Source organism: Halorubrum kocurii JCM 14978 (assembly GCF_000337355.1).
GTDB lineage: Archaea > Halobacteriota > Halobacteria > Halobacteriales > Haloferacaceae > Halorubrum > Halorubrum kocurii.
In genome coordinates this window covers 1-25,160 of the sequence record NZ_AOJH01000049.1, presented here as the reverse complement: position 1 = coordinate 25,160, position 25,160 = coordinate 1, and the positions used below count along the sequence as shown (strand labels likewise).

The window sequence follows — 25,160 nt, the reverse complement described above, 5'->3', positions numbered from 1 at the left end:
CCCCTCGCGCAAGCGAACGGTTTTTGCGTCGACCGACTGGAGGGGACGTATGAACGAGGACACCCCCCGTGCGGACGGCGGGACCGAGCGCGCGGAACCGACCGAAGACGTCGCGCTCGACCCGTGGGGGTCGGCGTCGGTCGGCGACTACGCGGACCTGTTCGAGGAGTTCGGCATCGAGGCGTTCGACGAGGTGGCCGACGACGTGGCGGACCCGCACTACCTGATGCGCCGCGGCGTCATCTTCGGCCACCGCGAGTACGACGCCGTCGCCGAGGCGATGGCGAACGGCGAGCCGTTCGCCGCGCTCTCCGGGTTCATGCCCACCGGCGACCCCCACATCGGCCACAAGCTCGTGTTCGACGAGATCATCTGGCATCAGGAGCAGGGCGGCGACGCCTTCGGGCTGATCGCCGACCTGGAGGCCCACTCCGCCCGCGGGATGTCGTGGGACGAGATCGACGAGCACGCGCGCAACTACCTCCTGAGCCTCCTCGCACTCGGCTTCGACGCCGAGGAGGGAGAGCTGTACCGCCAGTCCGACAACCGGGCGGTGCAGGACCTCGGCTTCGAACTCGGCTCGAAGGCGAACTTCTCGGAGTTCGAGGCCATCTACGGCTTCGACGGCGAGACCAACATCTCGCACATGCAGAGCGTGGTCACTCAGACCGCGGACATCCTCTACCCGCAGCTCGTCGACGAGCCGAAGCCCACCGTCATCCCCGTCGGTCCGGACCAGGACCCCCACGTCCGGCTCACCCGGGACCTGGCGACCCGCGTGCGCTACTTCAAGGTGACCGAGGCGTTCGCCTCCTTCGAGCTCGACGACGACGAGCGACAGCTCGTCCGGGCCGCGTACGACGCGCTCGCCGGGGTAGGCGGGGGGGACGACGGCGAGGTCGACGACGCCGAGACCGACGTGCGCTGTGAGGACGCCGCCGCGTGGCTCGCCGACTACGAACCGCCGGAGCCGGACGCCGACGACGCCCCCGACCTCGCCGACGCCAAGTCGACCGCCCTCGACAAGCTCCGCGCGGGGGGGAAGGAGCCGCTCCGCCCCCGCGTGCGGTTCTTCGACCGCAACGCCACCGACGAGGCGTTCGAGGCCCTGATCGAGGCCGTCGACGGCGACAAGCGCGTGTTCGAGGGCCACGTCGACGCCTTCGACCTCACGCGCGACGAGGCCGAGTCGCTCGCCCGCGAGGTCGAGATCGACCACGGCGGCTTCGGCTTCCGCCAGCCCTCCTCGATCTACCACCGGTTCATGACCGGGCTCACCGGCGGGAAGATGTCCTCGTCGATCCCCGCCAGCCACATCTCGCTGCTCGACGACCCCGAGGACGGGTACGACAAGGTTCGGGCCGCGACCACCGGCGGGCGCGACACCGCCGAGGAGCAGCGCGAGCTCGGCGGCGAGGCCGACGACTGCCCCGTCTACGAGCTGTACGCCTACCTGCTCGCGGGCGACGACGACGAGCTGACGAAGACCGTCTACTCCGAGTGCGTCAACGGCGAGCGTCTCTGCGGCGGTTGCAAGGAGCAGGCCGCCGAGCTCATGCGGGAGTTCCTCGAGGACCACCAGGAGAAGCGCGAGGAGGCCGAGAAGCTCCTCGACGACCTCGACATCGACCTGGACTCCGACCGCCGCGGGACGGGCGGCGAGCACTGACGGCGGCCACCGAGTCCCGTCTGGTTACAGCTCCCTTTTGAGGTAGCTGCCGATAGCGCCGCCCAGCGCGCTCAGCGCGACGGTGTATCCGACGGCCATCGCAACGATTACGAGCACAAAGAGGAAGCCGCCGACCGCGATCCCGAGGTCCCCCGTGAACGGGAGGAAGACGATCGCGATCAGCAGGATCGCGGCGACGGGGAGCGACGCGATCGCTCCCGAGATCGCGCCGACCCGGAGCCCGTTTCCGGTGTCGCCGCCGTCCAAGTAGGCGGCGAGGGCGCCGCCGAGCACCGGCGAGATCCCGGTGAACGAGAGCCCGATCGTCGCGACGGCACCGATGACCGCGTTGAGGAGGGTGTTATCGGTGTTCACGTCGCGACCATCTCCCGGAGCCCACATACGTCTTGCGGGGGCGAGACGCCGCGCGCGGCGGGACCCGCCGCCGCGGTCAACGGCGACCGCCCGAGCCGATAGTTTATGAGGCAAGCGGTACCTGTCACGAGTATGACCGAGCAGGAGGCGATCCACGTCGCGGACGTCAGCGAGGGGATCGGGGGCGACGCGACGGCGGAACCGGGGTCGCCGGTGGAGCTTCCGGTCGTCGACGTGCTCACCGGCCGCTCCTTTATTACCGGCAAAAGCGGGTCCGGCAAGAGCAACACGGCGTCCGTCGTCATCGAGAACCTCCTCGACAACGGGTTCCCGGTGATGATCGTCGACACCGACGGCGAGTACTACGGCTTAAAAGAGGAGTACGAGATCCTCCACGCCGGCGCCGACGACGAGTGCGACATCGTCGTCTCGCCCGAACACGCCGAGAAGCTCGCGAACCTCGCCTTGGAACAGAACGTCCCGATCATCCTCGACGTCTCCGGGTACCTCGAAGAGGACACCGCCAACGAACTGCTCTTGGAGGTCGTCAAACAGCTGTTCGCGAAGGAGAAGCGCATGAAGAAGCCCTTCCTGCTCGTCGTCGAGGAGTGTCACGAGTACATCCCGGAGGGCGGCGGGATGGACGAGACGGGCAAGATGCTGATCAAGGTGGGAAAGCGCGGCCGGAAACACGGCCTCGGTATCGTCGGGATCAGCCAGCGCCCGGCCGACGTGAAAAAGGACTTCATCACCCAGTGCGACTGGCTCTGCTGGCACCGCCTCACCTGGGACAACGACACGAAGGTCGTGGGGCGCATCCTGGGCTCGAAGTACGCGAGCGCCGTCGAGGACCTCGGCGACGGCGAGGCCTTCCTGATGACCGACTGGGACGAGTCGATCCGCCGGATCCAGTTCCACCGCAAGCAGACGTTCGACGCGGGCGCCACCCCCGGCCTCGACGACTTCGAGCGGCCGGAGCTCAAGTCGGTCTCCAGCGACCTCGTCGGCGAGCTCCAGTCAATCTCCGACGAGGAGGAGCGCCGCGAGTCCGAGATAGCCGATCTCCGGCAGGAGCTCGACAAGAAGGACCGGCGGATCGCCGACCTCGAGCGCGAGCTGAAGGAGGCCCGCGACCTGAGCAACATGGCCGACCAGTTCGCGCAGGCCCTCCTCGGGAAGGCCGAGGCGCCCTACCGCGGCGGGCAGGGTCGGTCCGAACCCGCCGGCGGGAGGGGGATCGACGGTGCGGGAGCACTCGACGGCGCGGGAGCGACCGGCGACGACGCCGACCAGTCCGTGCTTAACTCGTACGACGAAGCGGTCGCCGCGACAGAGAGCGACGACACCACCGACGCGGCTCCGGGAGGCGACGGGTCCCCGGCGGAGGCCGCTGACTCGGCCGCTGACGGGGGCGCAGCGGTCGACGCGGACTCTCTCGCGGCTGAGGGCGACCGCGACGCCTCGACCGGCGCCGAAGCGGACGCCGACGACCCCGTCGACGACGTCGACCCGGTCACGCGCGCCGACGTGGCGGAGAGCGCGCTCCGGTTCGATGACGCGGTCGAACTCGGGACCCGGGAGGCGGTCATCGAAGAGCTCCGGAGCCGGATCGAGGCGCTCCCGGAGCTCTCGCAGGGCATGCTCCGGCACTACCGCCGGGAGGGTGTCAGCGACCCCGTCGCGGCCCACATCGACGCTGGCGGCGACGGCGATTCTGGCCACGCGTACAGCCGCCACCGGCCCGTCCGCCGGGCGGGGCTCATCCGCCACTCGGGGCGGGGTCACTACGCGTACGCCGTCCCCGACCTGATCCGCGAGGCGTACGCCGACCGCCTCGACGAGGAGAGCGTCCGCGAGATCGTCCGCGCCGTCGAGACCGCCTTCGTCCCGCCGGCAGAGCGGAGCTACCCCCCGGACGCCGACCCGGAAGCGGTCGGGGGCGGAGGCGGCTCGAGCGACGCCGGTCTCGGAGACGCGGACGGGGTCGCGGAGGACGCGGCCGAGAGCGACGAGGCCGCCGAGTGCGACGGGGCCTCCGAGAGCAACGAGGCCGCCCACGAGGGCGTCGGCGCCGCCGACGGCGACGGTCGGGAGGCGAGCGAAGCGTCGGGCCGCTCGGCGGGCGGCCTCAGCGACGCCGCGCGGCGGCTCGCGGACCGCGGCCCCACCGTCGACGAGTGACCGCTCAGAACGGGACCGAGAGGTACTCGCTCGGCACCGCGTTCCGCGCGGTCACCTGCGGGTCGACCACCTGACTGATCTCCAGCCCGCCGACGAGACTGGAGAACAGGTACGCCTCCGTCCGGGAGAAGTCGTGTTCGTGCGCCAGCAGCCGTATGACGTCGCGGTTCGCGAGCTCGACGGCCGCCTCCATCGTCTCGGCGCTCGCGACCGTCTTGACCGCGTCGCCTGTGTCGACGAGGGGCCGATCGAGCGGGACTTCGGGATCGTCGACCACCGAGAGCGTCACNGTCACGTCGATCTCGGTGCCGATCTCGGCGCCCGTGCCGCACATCTCTCCGTCGGCCATCGCGGCCTTCGAGTCGCCCATCGCGAGCATCGCGCCCTCCTGGAACACCGGGAAGTACGCGGTCGTCCCGGCCGTCATGTCGGTCGTGTCCAGGTTGCCGCCGTGATCGTCCGGGGTGAGCGTCGAGACAGCCTCCTCGGCGGTGGCGACCCCGATCGTCCCGATCACGGGCTCTATCGGCACGTCGAGGCCCTCGAACGCGATCCGCCCGCCGGCTTCGTCGCCCGTCCCGTCTCCGCTGTCCGCGTCGACCTCCGTGATCCGCGTCGCCGGGTGGTCGATCTCGGGGTCGTCCTGCAGGAGACCGAAGCCGGGCGCGGTGAGGACGCGACCGCGGTCCTCGGTGACGCGCACGTCCTCGATCTCGACCGCGAGCACGTCGCCGGGGGTCGCCCCCGCGACCGCGATCGGTCCGGTCGCGGCGTTCACCTCCTCCGGGACGGCGTCGAGGAGGTCGTCGTCGGTCTGGATCGCCCCGTTCAGGCTGTCGATCGTCTCGACCGTGAGCGACTCGCCGTCGGCCGCCTCGTAGACGGGCTCCATCGCCGGCGCGAACTCGTAGACGTGACCGTCTCGGTGTGAGACGTGACTTCGTGACATATCGGGTGGTGATCCGGCCCGCTGAATATAAATGCTCGCGGCGACCCGGAACGCGGACGGCCGCTCACCGGTCCACGGTGCCGGCCCGACGACCCTCGTCGTGCCCGTCACGAGGACCTACCGTGAGTATCCGTTCGAGGTGTTCGTCGAGGCGAGCGGGTCACCGCTCGAAACGGACTCGTCGAGCCGGCTACATCAGATTCGAACCGTCTCGGCTCCGGAACGAATTCACTCGGTCGTCGGTTCACTCGACGGACCCAGGATGGCTGAAGTCGACGAGGCATTACAGCTGAGTCTCGGCCTCGACTGAGCTACCGGCTCTCTCGTTGTTCCACTTTGTTTAGGTAGCTGAAATCCATACTATATTTTGTAACTTCTACGGAAAGTCCGTGGGTAATAGTGGGCAACACATATCAGCAGCGGGTCCGTACCGTCCTTTGATGAAAGTCGACGCGACAGACCTCAAAACGAACGAGACGGACGACCGAGGTCGAGTGTATCTCGGCACCGAGTACGCGAACAAGCGCGTAACCGTCGCCGTCGTCGAGGTCGAGTCCGACAGGCCAGACGACGACGAGCTGGCGACCGCCTATCGTGAGGCCTCCGAGAGCGCGGAGGCACTCGCCGAGGAGTGGAGCGAAACGTCCGACGAAGCGTGGGAACGCCTCGATGAGTGACGGCACGGACGTGCGACGGGGCGATGTGGCAATCGTTCGGCTTGACCCCGCCGAAGGACACGAGATGAAGAAGACGCGGCCGGCCGTGGTCATTCAAAACGATATCGGAAACCGAAACTCCAGCACGACCATCGTCGCGCCCGTCACGGGAACCTACCGCGAGTATCCGTTCGAGGTGTTCGTCGAGGCGGACGGATCACCGCTCGAAAAGGATTCGTCAATCCGTCTCGACCAGATTCGAACTGTCTCGGTTCCGGAACGGATTCACTCGGTCGTCGGTTCACTCGACGGTCCCACGATGGCTGAAGTCGACGAGGGGTTAAAACTGAGTCTCGACCTACATTGAGCTACCGGCTCTCTCTTTGTTCGACCTTGTTCAGTTCGCTGAAATCCACCATGGATCCTCGTGAAAACAACGTCTGGTGATAACACATACTATCGAAGACAGGGGACAGCGTCCTTCACTGGGAAGCGTATATAAACAAAACTGCCAAGGCCGACAATCGTTAGTACCCGTCAGGCGTGTCGAACGAGCCGATCACGTCGGTCGTCGAATGGGTCTCGACGATATCTTGCTCGTCGAAGTCTGTGTCATCGCTCCAGATGTCTGCGTCCTTGGCCAAGGCACACGCGACATATAGCACATCGTCGGGATCAGTCTCACCAATCGCTGCTTCGGCCTCTTCGATGTGTGGATAGAACTCGTCGGCGGGGACGACCTCAATATACTGAAAGAGAAGGTCGACGAACTGGGTGACTCGCTCTGGACTCATGCCGGATTTCTCGACGATCAACTCGGTGTAGTTCTCGATCTCGTCGTGGACGAACTCGGGCGTCAGGAGGTCGGGTTCGAGCGTGACAATTATTCACGGGTTTTCGAGTCAGCGATGAGCGCGGAGATGACGACGTTGGCATCGACGACCAGCTTCATTCGTTGAAGTTACTCCGACTCCTCTTCGACGCGCTCGCGTGCGCTCTCGTTGATTTTCTCGGCAATATCGGCAACGTCGCTCTCGGTGAGTTCACTCCCGGACGTGAGTTCGTCCATCACTTCGAGTGCCTCGATTTTTTCCTGGATGGCCTGGCGGGTAACCTCACTCCAGTTGATTTCCGGGTGTCTCTCCATCTGGTCTTTGAGATCGTCGTCAACGTTGACGGTGATACTGGGCATACAGAAAACTATGTAGGCACAGAATATTGTGTCTTTGGGTCAAAACACATCAACAAGAACTGACCGCCAGCTTCGCGGTAGTTCTCTCGCCAAGACTGGGAAGGATATGTGAGCGGAGTTCTTGGGGTAATACGGACGCGTGTCCGATCTTCCGGCTGCTCATTGAGTCCGAAATTCGTAAGCTTGCGTCAAAGATCGACGCACCAACCTACTAATCTGTATCTAGAGGCCTTCTAACAGCCGTTTTTATTGTCTACCGACTCTCTCTTTGTTCAACTTTGTTCAGATGGATGAAATCCACCATACTGCGTGGTGAACCGAACCACCGATCAATCGTGCAAGCTTGACGATAATGCACACTGCCACCGCTCTCGTGAAAACAGCAACCGCAGTTCTACGCCATAAGATCGCTCGGTTCGGCGGCTCCGTTTTTGAGTAGCTCGCCGTCGAACGTAGCGAGCGTGGCGTTGAGGTCGTCGGCCAGAGCGAGGAGGACGCAATCGAGCGTGTACAGCAGCGTGTCCTGTTGCAGACTGTACGCGGAAATCTGGTCGCTGATTTCCGGTGCGTAAATATCGACCTGGGTGTAGATGTCGGAGAGTACGTCCTCGACTCTGTCCTGTTCGACCTGCTTCTTTTTCGTCATCACCGACCGAATTTCCATGAGATTCAGGATGGACGTACAGAAGTCGTGATCCTGATTCAGAAACTCCGTCGCAACGTCTCCTCGGGCAGGTTCGTCGGTTAAACTGGCGACGAAGACGTTCGTATCAACCAGAACTTTCATGGGCGCTCGCGCACGTCTCGAACCGCTTCGACGGAGTCGACATCGACATCCGCCAGCCGTCCGGAGAGTACGTCTCCGAGTTTAGCCGTCGCGCCGTCACCCTCGTCACCGGAGTCTGCCCAGTCCGGCGGAGTCGCATAGCTTCCCATGAATCTGGATAGGACTGACTGACGTAAATCCCTTCGGACAGTACGGGAGGTGGGATTACTTGTTCGGTAGAGAGCGACCCACTGGTGCGTCACCGCGTCACGAATCGACTCACCGAATCGCTAATACGCGTCTAGAAGTCCTCAAACAGCTATTTTCACGCTTATCGACTCTCCCGCTGCTCCACCTTGTTCAACTCGATCAGCAGCCGGAAGATCGCCTTCACGAGGTTGGCGTCGACGTCGAAGCGCTCGGCGTTGGCGCCGGCGCGCTCCATCACGCGCTCTTCCTGTCCCTCGTCGGTCGTCGGGAGGTCGCGCTCCTCCTTCACGGCCGCGACCGTGTCGGCGACGTAGGTGCGGCGGGCGATCAGTTCGACGATCTCGCGGTCGATATCTTCGATCTCGTGTCGCAGTTCGTCGAGGCTCCGGTCCTCCGCGTTGGGTGTGTCACTCATTGGTAGTGGGGTCGGTGGTGCGTTCACTCGACGGTCGCGCCGTCGCTTCTGGTGGTCGTTCGTCGCAGCGTTCCGGGGCGGTCGCCCCACGCGTCGGCGACCGCATCGAGGTCGGTCTCGGGGTCGTCTGGGTCCGCGACGGCGACAACGCTCGGGCCGGTCCCCGACAGCGACACGCCGGTCGCGTGCGGCATCGCTTCGAGAGCGGGGTCGGCGTCGAAGCCGAGCGCGGCGGAGAAGGCGAGCCCGTTGACCGTCATCGCCTCGGCGTACCGGCCGCCCAGCGCGAGGTCCGCCACGAGGTCGGCCATCGGCGCGACCGCCTCGCAGCGAACCACGTCCGCGTCCGCGCTGTAGGCGCGCTCGGGCGGCGTCCACACGAGGACGTTCCAGTCGACAGTTTCTCGCGAGCGCAGCTCGTCCGCGCCGTTGTCGGTGACGGTGACGCCGCCGAGCATCGAGGCGGTCGCGTCGTCGAACGCGCCCGTGACGGTCACGCCCGCCTCCCGGGCCGCTCGCACGCCGAGTCGGCAGGCGTCGAGACGGGTGACGTCGACGGACGGGTCCGAGCCGCCCGTCTCGTCTCCCACGGTCAGCCCGAGCGCGTCGCAGGTCGCGAGTACGGCCGCGTTGGCGGCCGCGCTGGAGCTTTTGAGGCCCGCCGCAAGCGGCACGTCGCTGTCGGTCTGGACGGTTCCGCCCTCGCCGTCCCCCCAGCGCTCGGTCGCGAGCGCGACGCAGCGCTCGATCAGGGCGGTGTCCCCGTCGGGGTCCTCGGCGATCTCCCCCCGCACGCCGTCGGCGTCCGGATCGAGCGACACGCTCGCGCGCGTCTCGACGTCGATGCCGAAGGCCGCGCCGGTGCCCGTCGCGAGCGCGTTCAACACGGTGCCGGCGCCGAGCGCCGCTGCCCGTCCCTCCATGCACTCACGGCTCGCGAGCGCGGACAAAGAGGTAGCGATCACGGCGAGTCTCTCGGCGCGGTCGGCGGGGCGCGCTTCCGGCCGGTTTCAGACCGGCTCCGCGCGTCGGACCGCGGCGTCGACCTCGTACCAGTTCGGATCGGGACGAGCGTTCGTCGCTCGGCTCCGGAAGGAGATCTCGACCGCGAACCGCTCGGTCCCTTCCGCAAACCGATCATTGGAGAGGAATCGTTCGGTGCTGTACTCGTAGCCGACCGCCTCACGTTCGTCGGAACCCGGGCGGGTCGCGTACGCGTCGGCGCGGAGTTCGACCGTCCCGTACGTGAACCGCCCGGCGTTCTCGACGGTGAGCCGCGCTCTGACCGTCGTCTCGTAGCCGCCGTCGGTCACGCCGAGCACGTCGACGTCCGTGACCACGAGCCCGGAGCCGTCGGGGCCGACCTCCTCCGGGGGGTCCTCGTCGTCCGCCTGCTCGGCGGCGGACCCGTCGTCCCCGGAGACGGACTCGCGGTCGCCGTCGCCTCCGGCCTCGCTCCCCGAGTCACTCGCGTCGTCGGCGGAGGCCCCCGTCCCGTCGCCGGAGCCGTCGGTCTCCGCGCTCGACTCCACGAGGCAGCCCGCGAGCAGGCCGGGAACCGCGGCGGCCAGCAGCCGTCGCCGGCGGAGTGAGGGCGTCATACTCCCCTCCACGTCGGCGACCGCCCTAAAGGTGGGCGTCGGGGTGTCCCGCGTCCGCGACGGGTGGGCGTTCGGGCCGTCATGGTCACCCCGTCACCGACCCGAGCACGCCGGTCACCGCGCCGACGACGGCGGCGACGACCGCGGTCGTGAGTAGCGGTCCGAACGCGTCCGCGATCCCGTGGGCCTGTGTCGCCGCCTCGCCCTGCGAGGCGACGACGAGGACGACGACGACGAGGCCGTATGCCAGCGCACCGAGCCCGCCGCCGAGCCCGCAGGTCGCGGCCGCTTCCCGCGCGTCGTACGCCCGCGACCCGACGAGCACGCCGAGCACGCCCGCGAGCGGGGGCGCGAGAACCAAGGCGGCGGCGGTGACGGCGAGGTACGACTGCGCGACGAACACCGGACCGAACCGCGCGGTCTCGCCGGTCGCGGCCGTGGCGAGCGCGGCCTCCGCCCACCCGGTGGTCGCGGCCGCGACGAGGCCGACGCCGGCACCGACGACCGCGAACACCGCCGCCGTGAGCCCCACTCCGTTTCCGTCCATCAGACCACCGCCCACCCGTTCGCCAGCCGACCCTGCCAGCCGGTGCGCTCCTCCCACGCGTCGCCCGAGAACCCGGTCGCGAGCACGAACTCGCCGGCCTGCACGACGTAACCGTACTGGACGCCGGCGTGCTCGTCGAACCCGTACCGCTCGCCCTCGGCCTCGTGGTGGTAAAGGCGGTGCCAGCGGGTCGGTCCCCGGTACGACGCCGATCGGTCCTCGTCATCGTCTCCGCCTTCCCCGTCGCCGCCGCCCTCCTCCCCCGTCGTCGCGTTCCCGGAGAAGTCGGTGCCGGCCGCGGTGGCCTCGGGGTCGATCGGTGCGCGCCCCTCTGCCGAGGCGGCGGCGAGCGCCTCCTCGAGCCGGTCGCTCGCGGTCGCCGCGTCGGGGTAGCGCTGGACGTACAGGGGGACGCCGTCGAGCTCGTGCGCCCACCCCTCGAACGTCCGACTCGGTCGGTTGCCGGCCTCGGGGCGGCTCGCGAACGCGACGAACAGCTCCTCGGTCCGGTCCTCGGATCGCGGTATCGGTCCGAGGCGCGCGCGCAGTTCCTCGCGGCGGGCCGACCCGAACGCGTTTCCGTAGATCCGGGGGATCCGGTTCCGGTCGTACTCCTCGTCGTCGTACGGCTCGTGCGCGAACGCCGAGAAGCCGCGGCTCGCGAGCCCGAGCTCGACGAAGGCCCCGCCGCGGACCCGCCGGCGGTCCTCGTCGCCGCCGTCCGGGAGCGGATACAGCAGGCGGTTCAACAGCCGGTTGTGGATCGGCTCTCGCGAGAACGTCTCGTCGACGTAGGTGGCCGTGCCGACGGCAGCGAAGCTACGGCGCATCCGCGAGAGCTCCTCCAGGAAGCGGTCGACGTCGCCGCGGGGGGCGAACTCCCGGAGCACCCCGACGTGGCGCTCGGTGCGCGAGACGATCCGGGAGCGCGGGTGGAAGTGCGGCTCCAGCGCGTCGGCGGCGGCCTCGGCGGCCTCGCGGCCGGCCTCGTCGAGCCGGTCGGCCATCTCGACGGTCACCGCGTCGTCGGTGTCGGCCGCCTCTCGGACGGCGTCGATCTCGGAGACGACATCGCGGATTGCGCTCCGGTAGGTGTCGACGGCCGACGGGTACTCGGTTGCGAACCATACCGCGTCGTCGACGACGTTCCGCGTCGCCGTCGCGAGCGCCTCGTTCGTGACCGAGCCGTCGTCGTCCGCGTCGTCGTCCGTGTCCTCGTCGCCCGCGTCCTCGCCGCTTGCTCCGTCGTCCGCGTTCGGCGGATCCTCGGTGGCCGCGTCGGGATACTCGACGCCCTCGACGCCGAGGCACCCGGAGAGCCCGGTGACGGCGGCGGCGCCGGCGCCCAACAGGCCCCGTCGCGTCCGTTGCATGAGATACCCTCCCGGCGGAGGGCCCTTAAAGGTGCCATCCCCGATTCTCGCGACTGAGGCCGCCCGCCGCCGACGACGGGGACGGCGCCGACCGCCGAACGCGCCCCTTTTGAGGCGCGCGCACCGAACGTCGCGTATGTCAGCACCCTCACGCAGCGACGTTCCCCCAACGTCGATCGGGATCGACCTCCGCGAGGAGGGAGTCGTCGTCGAGTACCTGGACGGCCGGACCACCCTCTACCGCGGCGTCCCGGACGCCGTCGAGGGGTCCGTGACGGCCGGCCCCGGCAAGGAGACGCACGTGCTCGTCACCGACCCGACGGAAACGGAGGGCGTGATGACGTACGTCAACGACTACAACACCGACGACGAGATCCTGGAGGACTCCGGCGTGGGCCGCGTCATGGTCGACGATGGCGAGCGCGACGAGGTGTTCCCCGGGGTGATCGTCGGGCGCGAGGGGCAGCGCAACGAGGTGATCGCCGACCCCGAGATCGCCGGCGGTCGCGTGTTCGTCTTCGTTGAGGACGGCTGGACGGAGGGGAGCTACGAGATCGTCGAGCCGCCGGCGGACGGGCTCGACGCGCACCGCTGACCGCGCCCGATTCGCACCGCTGACCGCGCCCGGCGGGCGCGCCCGATCGCTGAAAACGACCGACAGACGAAAGTCCGGCCGGCGTCGATAACGGGTATGAGCGACGAGGCGGACGCAGACGATGTGCTGCGCGCGAGCGACATCGGCGGCGAGGGGCCGCCGATCGAGGAGAAGCCCTACAAGATCGTCTTCGAGGCCAACAAGTGCTTCGGGGCGGGCAAGTGCGCGGAGGTGGGCGACAACTGGGTCATGGACGTGCAGAGCGGGATGGCGAAGCCGCGGTCGTACTACATCGGCGAGGACGAGCTGGAGGAGAACGTCCGCGCGGCCGAGGTGTGTCCTGCGAAGAAGGAGCGCGGCGTGATCCACGTCGTCGATCGCCGTACCGACAAGGAGATCGCGCCGGACCCGCACGGTGACGGGACGCTGTCGGTGGACTGGTAGGGAGTCGGGCCGCGCGGACGCGCCGGTCACCCCCGGCCGCCGCCGCGGCATCCGAAAGGGGTTTGACCCCACCGCCGGTATCCGAATTCGCGCGGGGGTGGCTGAGCCTGGCCAAAAGCGGCGGACTTAAGATCCGCTCCTGTAGAGGTTCGAGGGTTCGAATCCCTTCCCCCGCATTCCGTGGCGCTCACACATCGTGAGCGCCGCGGCTCGGACTCAAAGGGATTCGAAGCAGGGAACGAGGCGAGCGGAGCGAGCGGAGCGACTGGGGTTCGAATCCCTTCCCCCGCACGCGATTACGATTTCTCGAAGCGATCGACGCCGAAACCACTCCGCTTCCGCTCCGGTTAGACCGGAGGGGATGTCACTTGTACCCGTCGCTCGCGAGGTGGTGGTTCATCACGGTCTCCAACCCGTTCACGAACGCGTCCGCGTCGACGCTGTCGACCTCGGCCGTTCGCTTGCGGGCCGCGCGACATCGGATCTCCCACTCGCGGGTGAACTCGGACTCGATCCCGTGTGATTTGATCCGGTCGATCAACCGCTCGGCGGTCGCCTCGTCGGGTTCGGAGACCTCCGCTTGCGTGATCACGTTCCGGCGGAGCGCACAGACGAGTATCCCGGAGCTGACGTCACCCTCGAGGAGTTCGCGCTCCCAGGTGGTCAGCCAGTTCCCGATTCTCGCCATCTGCTGAAGCTCACAGAGCAGGCTCCGTAGCGCGCCCAGTTCCCGCCGTTCGAAGGAGTGTGAGTACATCAGATCCATACACGCGTACGGGAACATCGCCATGTTGTACGCGTCGAACCGTTCCGCCTCGGCCCGGTTGGCCCCCCTCGGGTTGTCGTTCAACACGCGGGAGTAATCCATCGCGTTGATCGTCTGGCGAACGTCGTACTCGAAGAGGTCAGCGAACTCGGCGTACCTGGGCGCCTCCTCGAGTCCGCCCGCGATCTCCGACCAGAGTTCCGCGAGGAACTCGACGGCCTCCTGATCGACGTCATCCGGTGCGTCTCCCTCCCGTGGGTTCGGCTCGAACGGGATCCGGCGCGCCCGGTTGAAGGTCGCGCTGTCCCCTTTCATCTCCGCCAGGTCGTCCATCGTCGTGACGAAGATCGTCAGAAGCGTCTTCTGCTCTCGGACCGTGTCCGCCGCGTCGAGCGCGACCGACGACAGGGTGAACTCGTCGAACAGGTTGTGAATCCACTTCCAGAGGAACCGGTCCCGGTCACCGATCACCTGGTCGTACCTGTCCGCCGCCTCCTGGACCGCTGCCGGCAGTTCGACGAGGTCGATAGCCCGCGCGTACTCGACGCCGGAACCCAGCGCGTCTCCCCCTCGGGTGGACGTCGTTGCGGTCGCCAACTTGTGTGCCATGCCGGTTAACAACCTCTTAATTATATAAATCCCCCGGTTAGAATGTTATTTATCCCATAAATGGTACGAATTTGTGAATGTATTCAAATTTCTGGTGTTGATAAGGCAACACCCCGTGTACAGCTATTTGAGCGGCTTTACGCGGTCGTTAATCCACTCTTACCGGTCTCGAAAGACAGTGAGTCGAGCGATTGCGCGATCCCCACAGGCACCGGACCCGTACCCTCACGTCGTCCATTGCGGCCGGTCACCTGTCAGCCAGACATATAATGTTCCATGACAGTCACCAATTTATTTAATTAAGGAGACACTTATCACGCTGCGTCCGATACCTGTCGAAGTGAGCGAGAAGGAACGCGAGACCAGTCCGTCGGACGCGAAGCGCGATTCGACCTGGTCGACACTTCCGGAGAGAGACGGCCGGTTCGAGAGCGGCCACGACCGCGGAACCGTCGGATTTCTGATCGCGGACGAGTCGCTTACGGTAGTCGGCTCTTCGGGCATCGACGGCCGACTGGGCGAGCTACTCCCTGATCCCGTCGGCGAGACGGTAGACGCCTGTCTCGACGACGCGGGCGCCGAAGCGGTCAGAAGAGCCCTCGACACCGGCGACACCGTCAAATGCGACATTGATATCGGTGACGAGGGACGCGTTGCCGTTCGCGCGGTTCCGGTCGCAGAGCTGGTCTGCGTCCAGCTGCGGGACGCCACCGACCAGGCCCAGCTCTCGCGTGAGGTGAAGCGGTCGAGGCGCATCCTGGACACGCTCGACGACGGCGTGTACACGCTCGACGAGGCGTTCGTCATCACCTCGATCAACGAGGCGATCACGGAGATAACCGGGTACGGTCCCGAGGAACTCGTCGGCTCCCACTCCTCGATGCTCGCGGGCGACGAGACGCTGTCCATGGCCGCTGAGATCCTCGAACAGCTCCGTGACGAGAGCTCCGACGTGGGACTGATCGAGTCGTCGATTCGGACGGCCGACGGCGAGTCGATCCCGATCGAAACCCGGTTTTCGACCGTCGAGTTCGCGAACGGGGACCGCCGTCGGGTCGGAGTCCTCAGGGACGTGACGGATCGTCGTCACCACGAGCGCACGCTCCGCGAGCTGAATCGGTCGACCCGCGAGTTGCTTCGTGCCGACGACAAGCAGACGGTCTGCGAGACCATCGTCGACGTGGCGACCACCGTGTGGTCGGACGCCGCGGTCGTGGCGTACCGTTTCGACAAGGCCGAGTCTCGCCTCGTTCCGGTCGACACCTCGAAAGCGGGCGCGGAGCCCAAACCGCCGGGAACCCCCGAGTGGGAAGCGTTCGCGACCGGTCGCTCATCGGTCAGTCCGGGCGGGTCCACCTCGTCGACCGGTGAGTCAGAGGGGACGGACGACGGGACGAGTCGACGGCCCACGGGCCGAGTCATCGAAGGCGAGGCCGATGCGAGAGCGAGCGACAACGGTCTGTTCGCGTCGCTGGAGGAACACGGGCTGTTGACCATCGAGTTCGGGTCCGGCGTCACTCCGGACAACGCTATCGAGGCCGTCGAACTCCTGGCGGCCAACGCCGTGGTCGCGCTCGGCCGCGTCGAGCGCGACGAGGAGCTGTCCCGCCGTCGGGAGAAGCTGGCCGCACGGAACGACCGGCTCGAACGACTGCACGAGTTCAACGACCTGCTTCGACGGATAAACGGCGCGCTCGTCGACGCGGATACCCTCGGAGACGTCGCGACGGCTGTCTGTACCCACCTTGTCGGGGCCGACCAGATCGCGTTCGCCTGGTTCGGGGAAGCCTACCGCAGCGGGGAGGGAGTACAGCCGGTGGCCTGTGCCGGCGGCGGTGACGCCTACCTCGACGACCTAGACGTTCTCGGAACCGATCAGACGCGCCTGTCGGCGGAGGGAGACGCCGAGCCGTCCGGCCGGGCGCTCGCCTCCCGGACGCCGGTCGTGATCCCCGACATCTCGGCGGACATGCGCGAGTCGCCGTGGCGGAAACGCGCTCTCGTTCGGGGGTTTCAGTCGATCGCGAGCGTCCCCGTCGAGTACAACGATCTCGCGTACGGCGTGCTTTCGGTGTACGCCACCCGGCCGGGGGCGTTCGACGGCGACCTCGGAGATCTGCTCGAGAGCCTCGGCGAGACCATCGGCAACGCGATCAACGGGCTGGAGACGAAGCGGTCGCTCCACGGCGAGTCGTCGATCGAACTGGAGCTGCGGATCGAGGACTCGGGCCTCCTTTCGTCTCGGCTAGCGGGGGCCCTCGACGAGCCCGTTCGCATCGAGGGCGTGGTTCCGGGTGACGACGACCGGGCGGTGCTGTCCCTGCGGTCCCAGATCGACCCGACACCGCTTTCGTCGTCGGTTCTCGCCGTCGAGGACGTCCGGTCGGTCGGAGGGGACGACGATCCGCGGTTCGCCGTCACGGTGACCGCCCCGACGCTCTCCGGTCGGCTGGCCGACTACGGGGCGGAGGTCGAAGACCTTCGTGCGGACGTCGACGGCGTCGAGGTGACGCTCACGCTTCCGCGGTCGGCAGACGTTCGCCTGCTGATCGAGGCGCTCGAGGAGCGGTATCGGGAGGTCGAACTCCGAGCGCGCCGCGAACGGAACTCCCCCGAGAGAGGGTCCGAGGCGTTCTCGGCGTCGGTCACCGACCGGCTCACGGACCGCCAGCGCGAGGTCGTGCGGACGGCCTACCGGTCCGGCTACTTCGAGTGGCCGCGCGCCAGTACCGGCGAAGAGGTCGCCGAAACGCTGGACATCACGCAGCCGACGTTCAACCGGCACCTTCGCACGACCGAACGCACGCTCTTCTCGCTCCTCTTTGAGGGAATCGGAGAGCGCTGACCCGTCACCGAGGGTTCGGTTTCGGCTGACCGATCTCGAGCCCCGGTGGTCCGATTCCGCCCGGATACCGGGGGGACGCTACACACGTAGTACGCGTTTGTTTGACATACTACTGGCGTTCCCACAACGTCGATGCCGGCGTCGCGTCTCTCTACAGGTGAAAACTATGAGTGCCGATTCGGTCGACGACCTCTGCTGGAACATCGTCACGGCGGTTGCCGAGGAACGCGGCATAGAACCGCGCCACGTCGACGATCGATTGTACGACGTTATCGACCCCCACGCGCTGGGGCGCCTCGCTCGACAGTCCGAAGGGTCGAGCGACATTTCGCTTTCCGTGTCGTTCCGGATGGCTGACTGTTACGTGACGGTGACGGACGGAGGGAAGGTCCGTGCGAACCACCCCGAGTAGCGCCGCCGGGAAACCTCGATAGATCGTCAGCTCTCGACGAGCTGATTCGACGAGGCGATCTCGCCGCTCCGGAGCGACTGCTACGCCGTCTTCTCTCGCGCGAGGACCCCGACAGTCCCGAAGAGGCCCCGTAACCCCCTCGAACGAGTACCGGTCCGGCGGTGACGGCCTCGAACGAGTACCGGTCCGGCGCCGACCCGACCGCCGTCAGCAGGCGCAGTAGTAGTCGCGGTCGACGAACTCCGTCTCGAACAGCTTCGCGGCCGGCGCGGGGTCGGAGGGGCGGTAGACGCCGGTCGTCAGGGACCCCTCGCGCTCGAAGTCGCCGGCGACGAGCCGCCGCCAGTCGGCGGCCGACAGCCGGTCCCAGAACGCGTCGTCGCCGGCGAGCAGCGCGAGGTAGTCGCGGAGGTACACCCACCGCGTCGGGTCGATCCCGGTGGACTCGTACTCGGCGTCGGTGACCGCGGCGTACGCCGCCATCGGGAGGTTCGCGCCCGCGGCGACCGGCATCCCGATCCACTTCCACGGGCGGGTGTTGACGTCGAGCAAGAGGAACTCCCCCCGTTCGTCGTCGTACACGAACTCCGCCTCGCTGATCCCGTGGTACCCGGCGTCGTCAAGTACCGCTAACGCGCGCGCCTCGATCGCCGGCTCGTCGGCCGTCTCCACCAGACAGGAGGTGCCGAACTGCTGGGGGTATCGCACCGCGGCGTTGCCGACGACCGCGAGCGCGTCCTCGACGCCGACGGGCGGGACGTACGACGCGAGCGAGTGGTCCCTCCCGGTCGCGATATCGACGCGCTTCTGGGCCATCACGGCGATCCCCTCCTCGCGGGCGGCCGCGACCGCCTCCGCGAACTCCACGGGGTCGGCGACCTCCAGCACGTTGGTGCCGAACGCCTCCTCGAACTCCCGTTTGAGTTCGGGCTTCACCACGAGCGGGAAGCCGAGCGCCTCGGCCGCCTCGTCGAGAGTGGCGTCGGGGGCGGGGTCGCCCGTCGCCGCGTCCGCCGTCTCCGCGAGCCGGTACGTCTCCGGGTAGGGCACGCCGAGCGCCTCGCAGGTCGCGTACAGCTCGGACTTGTTCAGCACGTCGTCGAGCGTGTCGACCCCGGCGAAGGGGAGCCTGACGCCCTCCGGTTCGGCCCGCGCGTAGGCCAGCGCCCACTCGTCCATGCAGCCGAACGCGACCGCCTCGCGGCCGATCGCGTCGACGACCGCCTCCACGTCCTCCCGGAACCCGTCGAGGTCGTCGAGCGGGTACGTCACCGCGCCGGCGAAGGCGACCGCGTCCGAGGGGGGCGCGAGCCCGTCGTGACGGCGGGTGCCGTCGGCCCCGGGGGGACCGCCCTCGCCTGGGCCCCCGTCGCTAGGGCGGTCGAGCGCGATCACGGGCACGTCGTGGGCGTCGAGCGCGCGGGCGACGGCGAGTCCGGTCACGTGCGCGTTGCTGACGAGGGCCGGCGGTCGGTCGAAGGAGACGTCCGCGAGCGCGTCGATCAGCGCCTCAGTCGAGCGGAACTGCTCTGCCATACCCCCCGTCGGCCGTCCGGATACAAAGGCGCACCAGTACCGGCCCCGCGTGCCACTACCGGTGACGCGGGCGCTCGTCGCCGGCGGTTCCGGGCGAGAGCGCCCGGGGACACGCTCGGTCGATATCCCCGACGCAACGGGCTTTTACTCCCGTGTCGCCTCCGATCCGGTATGAGTGAGCGCGACGGTGACGGCGACGGCGGAGTCGACAGCGCGGGCGAGCGAAACGGCGGCGACAGCGAGACCGGCGACAGCGAGCGCGGCGACGAGCTCCCCGGCCGCGTCCGCCGCGCGTTCGCGGACCACGGCTCCTTCGAGGCCGCTGGCGACGGGGTCTGGATCGCGGAGACGACGCCATTCGACGCCGAGGTTCGCGCCGAGCCCGCCGCGGACGGCCGGGTCCGATTCGCGGTGACCGTCCGGGTGCCCACGCTCTCGGCGACCGCGGCCGACGAGGTCGCCGACGTGGTGGAGGAGGGGTGGATCGAGACGTTCGAGCTTCGCGTCGTCGACGTGGGCGGGGTCACCCGCGGCGACCACGCGTTCGACCCGGTCGTGTCGATCGGGGTGGACGAGATCGAGGTCGACTTCGAGCTGACCGACATCAACGAGCGGCGCGGCGTCGACGACGCCGGCGCGCTGATCGACTTCGTCGAGGGGACGTACGTGCAGGGCGTCATCCCCGGCTACGAGTACACGGAGCCGCTCGACGGCCTGCTGTCCGCGGCGCGCCAACAGGGAAACAGCGGCGGCGGGTTCTAGGCCGTCCGGCGCGCGTCCCCCGCCCTCGGCCGATAGGCGGAAATGCCGGGAGCCCGTAGGTCGAGTATGCTCGCGCTGTTCGGGTTCGTCAGCCTCGTCGCCCTCGTGGCCTTCCACACGCTGATCGCCGGGGTGGCGAACCGGTTCTTTAGGCTCCGGCTGAACACCTCGTGGGGGTCGGTCGTGTACACGCTCGTGTTGACCCCGATGCTGCTCCTGCTCTCGATGCTGGTGTTCACCGGCGTCCTCAACGTCGGCGTCGGGATCAACCTCGGCAGTCCGACGCTGGTCGTCGCGCTGCTCGTCGGGCTCCCCGTCGTGCTCGGAGCGGCGATCGACTACCTCTACGTCCCGCCTCCGGACGACGTCGAACTGCCAGACACCAACTGACGGCGCCGACGCGAACGCCCCCGCCGCGCCCTACTCGCCGACCAGCTCCGCCAGGGCCTCCTCGACCCGGGCGATGACCGCCTCCGGCGACCGCGAGGCGTCGACGCGGACGAACCGGTCCGGCTCGGCGTCGATCAGCCGCTCGTAGTTCTTCCGGACCGCGGCGAGGTAGCCGTCCTGCTCGAACTTGTTCGTCCGGCCGGCGCGCTCGGCGGCCTCGCGGGCGTCGAGGTCGAGGTAGATCGTCGCGTCCGGCGGCCGCGAGAAGGCGGCGTGGATCCCCTTTATATACTCCAGCGGGCGGTCGATGTCGACGTCGCTGGCGGCGAGCGTCGCCGCCTGATACGCGAACCGGGAGTCGGAGTAGCGGTCCGACACCACGAGGTCGCCGTCGGCGAGGGCGGGCTCGATCGTCCCCGAGAGGTGGTCCGCGTGGTCGGCCGTCAACAGGAACAGCTCCGCGAGCGGGTCGGCGTCGTCGGCCGCGATCGAGCGGTCGACGGCCTCGCCGTACCAGCTGTCGGTGGGCTCGCGGGTGAACGTCGCGTCCGGGTAGACGTCGTGGAGCGCCTCCCAGACCGTGGTCTTCCCGCTGCCGTCGAGCCCCTCCAGCGTGATCAGCATGGTCGCGCTCCGGCGCGGTGAGGAATAAACGGCGCGGGTTCCGACGGAGCCCCTTTTTAGTGCCTCCGGGCGAAACCGCCGGCATGGTCACCGGTATCCGCCGCGTCAAGCACACCCGCCACGTTCGCGCGCCGCGGAGGCGCCGATGGTAGACGTCGCGATCTCCGTCACCCGGGTGGTCGCGGCGCTCGTGTTGGTCGTGTTGAACGGCTTCTTCGTGGCCTCCGAGTTCGCGTTCGTCCGCGTCCGCTCCACCTCGGTCGAACAGCTGGTCGAGGAGGGCCGCCCCGGATCCGGAGCGCTCCAGGACGTGATGGAGGGACTCGACGACTACCTCGCGGCGACGCAGCTCGGGATCACGATCGCGTCGCTCGGGCTCGGGTGGATCGGCGAGCCCGCGGTCGCCGCGCTGATCGAGCCGGTTCTCGGGCCGGTCCTGCCCGCGAACCTCGTCCACCTCGTCGCGTTCGCGATCGGGTTCAGCGTCATCACGTTCCTCCACGTCGTGTTCGGGGAGCTGGCGCCGAAGACGATCGCCATCGCGCAGGCGGAGCGCGTCGCGATGTTCCTGGCGCCGCCGATGAAGCTCGCCTACTACCTGTTCTCGCCCGGTATCGTCGTGTTCAACGGGGCGGCCAACGCCTTCACGCGCATGCTCGGCGTGCCGCCGGCCTCGGAGACGGACGAGACGATGGAAGAACGCGAGATCCGGCGCGTGCTCGCTCGCTCCGGCGAGGCCGGCCACGTCGCCGACACCGAGGTGGAGATGGTCAACGCCGTCTTCGAGCTCGACGACACCGTGGTCCGAGAGGCGATGGTGCCCCGCCCAGACGTGGCGAGCGTCCCGGCGGACGCCGACCTCGCCGCGATCCGCGCGACCGTGCTGGACGCGGGCCACACCCGGTACCCGGTGGTGGCGGCCGACGACGCGGACCGCGTGGTGGGCTTCGTCGACGTGAAAGACGTGTTGCGCGCCGGCGAGGCGGGCGACGAGTCGGTCACGGCCGCGGACCTGGCCCGCGACCTCGTGGTCGTCCCCGAGACCACGTCGCTGAGCGACCTCCTCATGCAGTTCCGCGACGAGCACCGGCAGATGGCCGCAGTCGTCGACGAGTGGGGCGCCTTCGAGGGGATCGCCACCGTCGAGGACGCGGTCGAGACGCTTGTCGGCGAGCTCCGGGACGGGTTCGACGCCGCGAGCAGCGAACACGCGGTCCGGAAAGCCGGAGCCGGTGCGTACGAGGCCGACGGCTCGGTCTCGCTGTCCGTCGTCAACGACGCGCTCGGCACCGACTTCGACGGCGACGGGTTCGAGACGCTCGGCGGGCTCGTGCTCGACCGCCTCGGCCGCACGCCCGAGGCCGGCGACGCGGTCACGGCCGGCGAGTACGCCTTCGAAGTCACGGCCGTCGACGGCGCCCGCATCTCGACGGTGCGGATCGAGGAGGCCGAGGGGACGGGCGACGAGGCCGGCGACGGGTCCGTCGAGCCGACCGGCGACTGACGTCGACCGCTTCTCTCCGGGCGCGAACCGCCGCGGACCTTTTTGTCCGCACGCCGCGATCGTGCGCGTATGTTCGACCGGATCCTGTTTCCGACCGACGGCAGCGACGGGGCGAGCGCCGCGTTCGAGCACGTCCTCGACCTCGCGAGCGACCACGACGCGACCGTCCACGTCCTCAACGTCGCCGACACGACCCACGACAGCGTCACGCGGATCGGCCGCGAGGTCGTCGACGTGCTCGAACGGGAGGGGGAGGAGATCGTCGAGGCGGCCGCGGACCGCGCCGCCGAGCGCGGCGTCGAGACGGTGACCGACGTGCTGCAGGGCGGCGTCGCCGAGACGATCGCCACGTACGCCGACGGGCACGCGATCGACCTCGTCGTCATGCCGACCCGCGGTCGGACGGGGCTCGACCGCCTGCTCCTCGGGAGCACCACCGAACGCGTCGTCCGCGAGTCGACGGTGCCGGTGCTCAGTGTCCGCCCCGACGGCGAGCCGGCGCGGTACCCCTACCGGAACGTCCTCGTCCCGACGGACGGGAGCGAGCGCGCCCGCGACGCCCTCGACCGGGCGGTGGCGCTCGCCGAGCGCGCGGGCGCCACCGTTCACGTCCTCTCCGTCGTCGGCGTGGGAGCCGTCGGAACCGAAGCGTACGGGGGCGTGGACGCGATGGTCGAGAACACAGAGGAGATCGTCTCTGAGGCGGCCGCGGCCGTCGAGGAGGCGGGCGTCGAGGCGGCCGAGGCGGTCGAGGTCGGGTCCTCCGCGGCCCGCGGGATCCGGGCGTACGCCGACGAGAACGAGATCGACCTCGTGGTCATGGGGACGCAGGGGCGGACCGGCGTCGAGCGGTACCTGCTCGGGAGCGTCGCCGAGCGCACCGTCCGCACCTCGTCGGTACCGGTGCTGACGGTCCCCGACCCGGGCGACGAGGCCGGGGCGGACGAGGCCGAGGCGGACGACGAGACCGGGGCGGACGAGGCCGAGGCGGACGACGAGACCGAAGAGAGCGACGAGGGCTGACCCGGTCGGCGAGACCGAGGCGGATGATGAGGCCGAGGCGGGCGACGAGGACTGACCCGGACGACGAGACCGAGGGAAGCGACGAGGACCGGTCCGAAAGGGGGGTCCACACGGGTTCCGGGGGTCGATCCGCCGCCTCCCCATTCTCAGCCGTTCGCCGCGCCCGCGTCTGACATCACGGTAAGTTTACGGGCGTTCCGTCCGACGTACTGCGCATGAAAGTGTTGGTAGCCGGCGGAACCGGGTTCATCGGATCGTACCTCTGCCGCGCGCTCGCCGACGGGGGGCACGAGGTGACGGCCCTCTCGCGATCGCCGGGGGACGTCCCCGAGGGCGTCGCGTCCGCAACGGGCGACGTCACCGACTACGACTCGATCGCCGGGGCGGTCGAGGGGCAGGACGCGGTGGTGAACCTGGTCGCGCTCTCGCCGCTGTTCGAGCCGAAGGGCGGGAACATCATGCACGACCGGATCCACCGCGGCGGCACGAGGAACCTCGTCCGCGCGGCCGAGGACGGCGGCGTCGAGCGGTTCGTCCAGCTGAGCGCGCTCGGCGCAGACGCCGACGGCGATACCGCCTACATCCGCGCGAAGGGCGAGGCCGAAGCGATCGTCCGCGACAGCGGCCTCGACTGGACGATCTTCCGTCCGTCGGTCGTCTTCGGCGAGGGCGGCGAGTTCGTCTCCTTCACCAAGCGGCTGAAGGGGATGTTCGCGCCCGGCGTGCCCCTGTATCCGCTTCCCGGCGGCGGAAAGACCCGCTTCCAGCCGATCCACGTCGAGGACCTCGTTCCGATGCTGGTCGCGGCGCTGGAGGACGACGAGCACGTCGGCGAGACGTACGAGGTCGGCGGCCCGGAGACGCTGACCCTGCGACAGGTGACCGACCTTGTCTACGAGGCCGAGAACAAGGGCGTGACGATCGTCCCCCTACCGATGCCGCTCGCCCGGATCGGGCTCGGCGTGCTCGGCGCCGTCCCGGGGTTCCCGATGGGGTCCGACCAGTACCGGTCGCTGAAGTTTGACAACACGACCGCCGATAACGACGTGGCGGCGTTCGACGTCGACCCCGCCGAGCTGACCACCCTCGGCGAGCACCTCGGGGTGGAGTGATGGCGGCGGCGGTCGCGGCGTCACGGGGGCGATCCGGGGGACCGCGTCGCCCCGAGACCGGCGACTCGACCGCCGTCCGGGCGCTCGTGTCAACGAAGGGAATATCAGGGGTAATAACGGCAACCGAAGGCTTAAATACGCGATCGCGTTCTGTTCATTTCAAACGCGGAGGGAGCACACGATGAAACTTGCAATGATCNGGACAGGCGGGGGGGAAAGTCGTCGACAAATTCCTGGAGTACGACAAGCGGACGGGCTCGGAGATCGTCCGCGCGGCCGCGGCCGTCAACACGGCCAAGGCCGATCTCATGGGCCTCGAGCACATCGCCGAGGACCAGCGGGTACTCATCGGCCAGTCGCGCGTGAAGGGCCACGGCGTGGGCGCCGACAACGAGCTCGGCGCGGAGATCGCCGAGGAGGACATCGACGAGGTACAGGGCGCCATCGACTCGATTCCGGTCCACGAGGTCGACGCGTTCCTCGTCGTCTCCGGGCTCGGGGGCGGCACCGGCTCCGGGGGGGCACCGGTGCTCGCGAAGCACCTCAAGCGGATCTACACCGAGCCCGTCTACGGGCTCGGCATCCTGCCGGGAAGCGACGAGGG

Annotated in this window: 26 protein-coding genes, 1 tRNA gene and 3 pseudogenes; 16 read left to right on the top strand and 14 right to left on the bottom strand. The window is 68.4% G+C overall.

Annotation, left to right across the window (positions count from 1 at the left end; translation table 11 throughout):
* The first annotated feature begins 49 nt into the window (after positions 1 to 49).
* Positions 50 to 1,669 (top strand): tryptophan--tRNA ligase, encoded by a 1,620-nt coding sequence (locus C468_RS07405; protein ID WP_008848269.1) that lies wholly within the window; start codon positions 50 to 52, stop codon positions 1,667 to 1,669.
* A gap of 24 nt (positions 1,670 to 1,693) precedes the next feature.
* Here C468_RS07405 and C468_RS07400 read toward each other — a convergent pair whose 3' ends face one another.
* Entirely contained in the window at positions 1,694 to 2,044 is a 351-nt protein-coding gene (locus C468_RS07400; RefSeq protein ID WP_008848268.1) for a DUF5518 domain-containing protein, read from the bottom strand.
* A 132-nt stretch (positions 2,045 to 2,176) separates the two neighbouring features.
* Here C468_RS07400 and C468_RS07395 point away from each other — a divergent pair, with 132 nt between their 5' ends.
* Complete coding sequence (locus C468_RS07395) at positions 2,177 to 4,225, top strand: ATP-binding protein (protein ID WP_008848267.1); 2,049 nt, start codon at positions 2,177 to 2,179, stop codon at positions 4,223 to 4,225.
* A 4-nt stretch (positions 4,226 to 4,229) separates the two neighbouring features.
* Here C468_RS07395 and C468_RS07390 read toward each other — a convergent pair whose 3' ends face one another.
* A complete protein-coding gene (locus C468_RS07390) occupies positions 4,230 to 5,174 on the bottom strand; it encodes an acetamidase/formamidase family protein (RefSeq protein ID WP_008848266.1) in 945 nt (314 codons plus the stop codon).
* A gap of 88 nt (positions 5,175 to 5,262) precedes the next feature.
* Between C468_RS07390 and C468_RS07385 the strand changes: the two are divergent.
* From C468_RS07385 to C468_RS07375, 3 genes and pseudogenes are all read left to right on the top strand, one after another.
* Positions 5,263 to 5,484, top strand: a pseudogene (locus tag C468_RS07385) (type II toxin-antitoxin system PemK/MazF family toxin); the annotation flags it as partial.
* 130 nt (positions 5,485 to 5,614) lie between these two features.
* Positions 5,615 to 5,851 (top strand): hypothetical protein, encoded by a 237-nt coding sequence (locus C468_RS07380; protein ID WP_008848264.1) that lies wholly within the window; start codon positions 5,615 to 5,617, stop codon positions 5,849 to 5,851.
* Entirely contained in the window at positions 5,844 to 6,197 is a 354-nt protein-coding gene (locus C468_RS07375; RefSeq protein WP_008848263.1) for a type II toxin-antitoxin system PemK/MazF family toxin, read from the top strand. Before C468_RS07380 ends, C468_RS07375 begins: the two co-directional genes overlap by 8 nt.
* Positions 6,198 to 6,357: 160 nt before the next feature.
* Here the strand turns inward: C468_RS07375 and C468_RS07370 are convergent.
* The 9 genes and pseudogenes from C468_RS07370 to C468_RS07335 all read right to left on the bottom strand — a co-directional run bounded on the left by C468_RS07370 (position 6,358) and on the right by C468_RS07335 (position 11,934).
* Positions 6,358 to 6,782 (bottom strand): annotated as a pseudogene (locus tag C468_RS07370) (PIN domain-containing protein).
* A gap of 9 nt (positions 6,783 to 6,791) precedes the next feature.
* Entirely contained in the window at positions 6,792 to 7,022 is a 231-nt protein-coding gene (locus C468_RS07365; RefSeq protein WP_008848261.1) for a hypothetical protein, read from the bottom strand.
* A gap of 394 nt (positions 7,023 to 7,416) precedes the next feature.
* Complete coding sequence (locus tag C468_RS07360) at positions 7,417 to 7,809, bottom strand: type II toxin-antitoxin system VapC family toxin (protein ID WP_008848260.1); 393 nt, start codon at positions 7,807 to 7,809, stop codon at positions 7,417 to 7,419.
* Entirely contained in the window at positions 7,806 to 7,958 is a 153-nt protein-coding gene (locus C468_RS18560; protein WP_169330899.1) for a hypothetical protein, read from the bottom strand. The genes C468_RS07360 and C468_RS18560 overlap by 4 nt, the downstream gene beginning before the upstream one ends.
* 161 nt (positions 7,959 to 8,119) lie before the next feature.
* Entirely contained in the window at positions 8,120 to 8,413 is a 294-nt protein-coding gene (locus C468_RS07355; RefSeq protein ID WP_008848259.1) for a chorismate mutase, read from the bottom strand.
* A gap of 23 nt (positions 8,414 to 8,436) precedes the next feature.
* On the bottom strand, positions 8,437 to 9,336 hold the full coding sequence (locus C468_RS07350) for a shikimate kinase (RefSeq protein ID WP_008848258.1): 900 nt from the start codon (positions 9,334 to 9,336) through the stop codon (positions 8,437 to 8,439).
* Between the two features lie 87 nt (positions 9,337 to 9,423).
* Positions 9,424 to 10,014 (bottom strand): hypothetical protein, encoded by a 591-nt coding sequence (locus tag C468_RS07345; RefSeq protein ID WP_008848257.1) that lies wholly within the window; start codon positions 10,012 to 10,014, stop codon positions 9,424 to 9,426.
* A gap of 85 nt (positions 10,015 to 10,099) precedes the next feature.
* The gene (locus C468_RS07340; RefSeq protein ID WP_008848256.1) at positions 10,100 to 10,561 is read right to left on the bottom strand and encodes a hypothetical protein; all 462 of its coding nucleotides are present in this window, start codon (positions 10,559 to 10,561) and stop codon (positions 10,100 to 10,102) included.
* Positions 10,561 to 11,934, bottom strand: a complete 1,374-nt coding sequence (locus C468_RS07335) for a hypothetical protein (protein WP_008848255.1) — start codon at positions 11,932 to 11,934, stop codon at positions 10,561 to 10,563. The genes C468_RS07340 and C468_RS07335 overlap by 1 nt, the downstream gene beginning before the upstream one ends.
* A 136-nt stretch (positions 11,935 to 12,070) precedes the next feature.
* Here C468_RS07335 and C468_RS07330 point away from each other — a divergent pair, with 136 nt between their 5' ends.
* The 3 genes from C468_RS07330 (at position 12,071) to C468_RS07320 (ending at position 13,149) form a co-directional block, all read left to right on the top strand.
* Positions 12,071 to 12,529: a DUF5796 family protein gene (locus C468_RS07330; RefSeq protein ID WP_008848254.1), complete on the top strand. Its 459-nt coding sequence runs from the start codon at positions 12,071 to 12,073 to the stop codon at positions 12,527 to 12,529.
* Positions 12,530 to 12,625: 96 nt separating this feature from the next.
* Positions 12,626 to 12,973: a ferredoxin gene (locus C468_RS07325; RefSeq protein WP_008848253.1), complete on the top strand. Its 348-nt coding sequence runs from the start codon at positions 12,626 to 12,628 to the stop codon at positions 12,971 to 12,973.
* Positions 12,974 to 13,064: 91 nt separating this feature from the next.
* A tRNA-Leu gene (locus tag C468_RS07320) sits at positions 13,065 to 13,149 on the top strand.
* A 188-nt stretch (positions 13,150 to 13,337) separates the two neighbouring features.
* Here the strand turns inward: C468_RS07320 and C468_RS07315 are convergent.
* Positions 13,338 to 14,348 carry a hypothetical protein gene (locus C468_RS07315; RefSeq protein WP_008848252.1) on the bottom strand — a complete coding sequence of 337 codons (1,011 nt, stop codon included), beginning with the start codon at positions 14,346 to 14,348 and terminating at the stop codon, positions 13,338 to 13,340.
* Between the two features lie 340 nt (positions 14,349 to 14,688).
* Between C468_RS07315 and C468_RS07310 the strand changes: the two genes are divergently transcribed.
* Together C468_RS07310 and C468_RS07305 are read left to right on the top strand one after the other, a co-directional pair.
* Positions 14,689 to 17,193 (top strand): bacterio-opsin activator domain-containing protein, encoded by a 2,505-nt coding sequence (locus C468_RS07310; protein WP_008848251.1) that lies wholly within the window; start codon positions 14,689 to 14,691, stop codon positions 17,191 to 17,193.
* A 166-nt stretch (positions 17,194 to 17,359) separates the two neighbouring features.
* Complete coding sequence (locus tag C468_RS07305; RefSeq protein ID WP_008848250.1) at positions 17,360 to 17,605, top strand: HalOD1 output domain-containing protein; 246 nt, start codon at positions 17,360 to 17,362, stop codon at positions 17,603 to 17,605.
* A 207-nt stretch (positions 17,606 to 17,812) separates the two neighbouring features.
* Here the strand turns inward: C468_RS07305 and C468_RS07300 are convergent, their stop codons facing one another.
* Positions 17,813 to 19,141, bottom strand: a complete 1,329-nt coding sequence (locus tag C468_RS07300; RefSeq protein ID WP_008848249.1) for a carboxylate--amine ligase — start codon at positions 19,139 to 19,141, stop codon at positions 17,813 to 17,815.
* 171 nt (positions 19,142 to 19,312) lie between these two features.
* On the opposite strand from C468_RS07300, the gene C468_RS07295 reads away from it, so the two are divergent.
* Both C468_RS07295 and C468_RS07290 read left to right on the top strand, forming a co-directional pair.
* The gene (locus C468_RS07295) at positions 19,313 to 19,903 is read left to right on the top strand and encodes a DUF5813 family protein (protein ID WP_008848248.1); all 591 of its coding nucleotides are present in this window, start codon (positions 19,313 to 19,315) and stop codon (positions 19,901 to 19,903) included.
* Positions 19,904 to 19,969: 66 nt separating this feature from the next.
* On the top strand, positions 19,970 to 20,293 hold the full coding sequence (locus C468_RS07290) for a hypothetical protein (protein WP_008848247.1): 324 nt from the start codon (positions 19,970 to 19,972) through the stop codon (positions 20,291 to 20,293).
* A 30-nt stretch (positions 20,294 to 20,323) separates the two neighbouring features.
* Here C468_RS07290 and tmk read toward each other — a convergent pair whose 3' ends face one another.
* Positions 20,324 to 20,917 carry a dTMP kinase gene (gene tmk, locus C468_RS07285; protein WP_008848246.1) on the bottom strand — a complete coding sequence of 198 codons (594 nt, stop codon included), beginning with the start codon at positions 20,915 to 20,917 and terminating at the stop codon, positions 20,324 to 20,326.
* 145 nt (positions 20,918 to 21,062) lie between these two features.
* On the opposite strand from tmk, the gene C468_RS07280 reads away from it, so the two are divergent.
* The 4 genes and pseudogenes from C468_RS07280 to C468_RS07265 form a co-directional block, all read left to right on the top strand.
* Positions 21,063 to 22,421, top strand: a complete 1,359-nt coding sequence (locus C468_RS07280; RefSeq protein WP_008848245.1) for a hemolysin family protein — start codon at positions 21,063 to 21,065, stop codon at positions 22,419 to 22,421.
* Between the two features lie 69 nt (positions 22,422 to 22,490).
* Complete coding sequence (locus C468_RS07275) at positions 22,491 to 23,444, top strand: universal stress protein (protein ID WP_008848244.1); 954 nt, start codon at positions 22,491 to 22,493, stop codon at positions 23,442 to 23,444.
* A gap of 215 nt (positions 23,445 to 23,659) precedes the next feature.
* The gene (locus C468_RS07270) at positions 23,660 to 24,556 is read left to right on the top strand and encodes a complex I NDUFA9 subunit family protein (RefSeq protein ID WP_008848243.1); all 897 of its coding nucleotides are present in this window, start codon (positions 23,660 to 23,662) and stop codon (positions 24,554 to 24,556) included.
* Positions 24,557 to 24,789: 233 nt separating this feature from the next.
* Positions 24,790 to 25,160 (top strand): annotated as a pseudogene (locus C468_RS07265) (hypothetical protein); the annotation flags it as partial.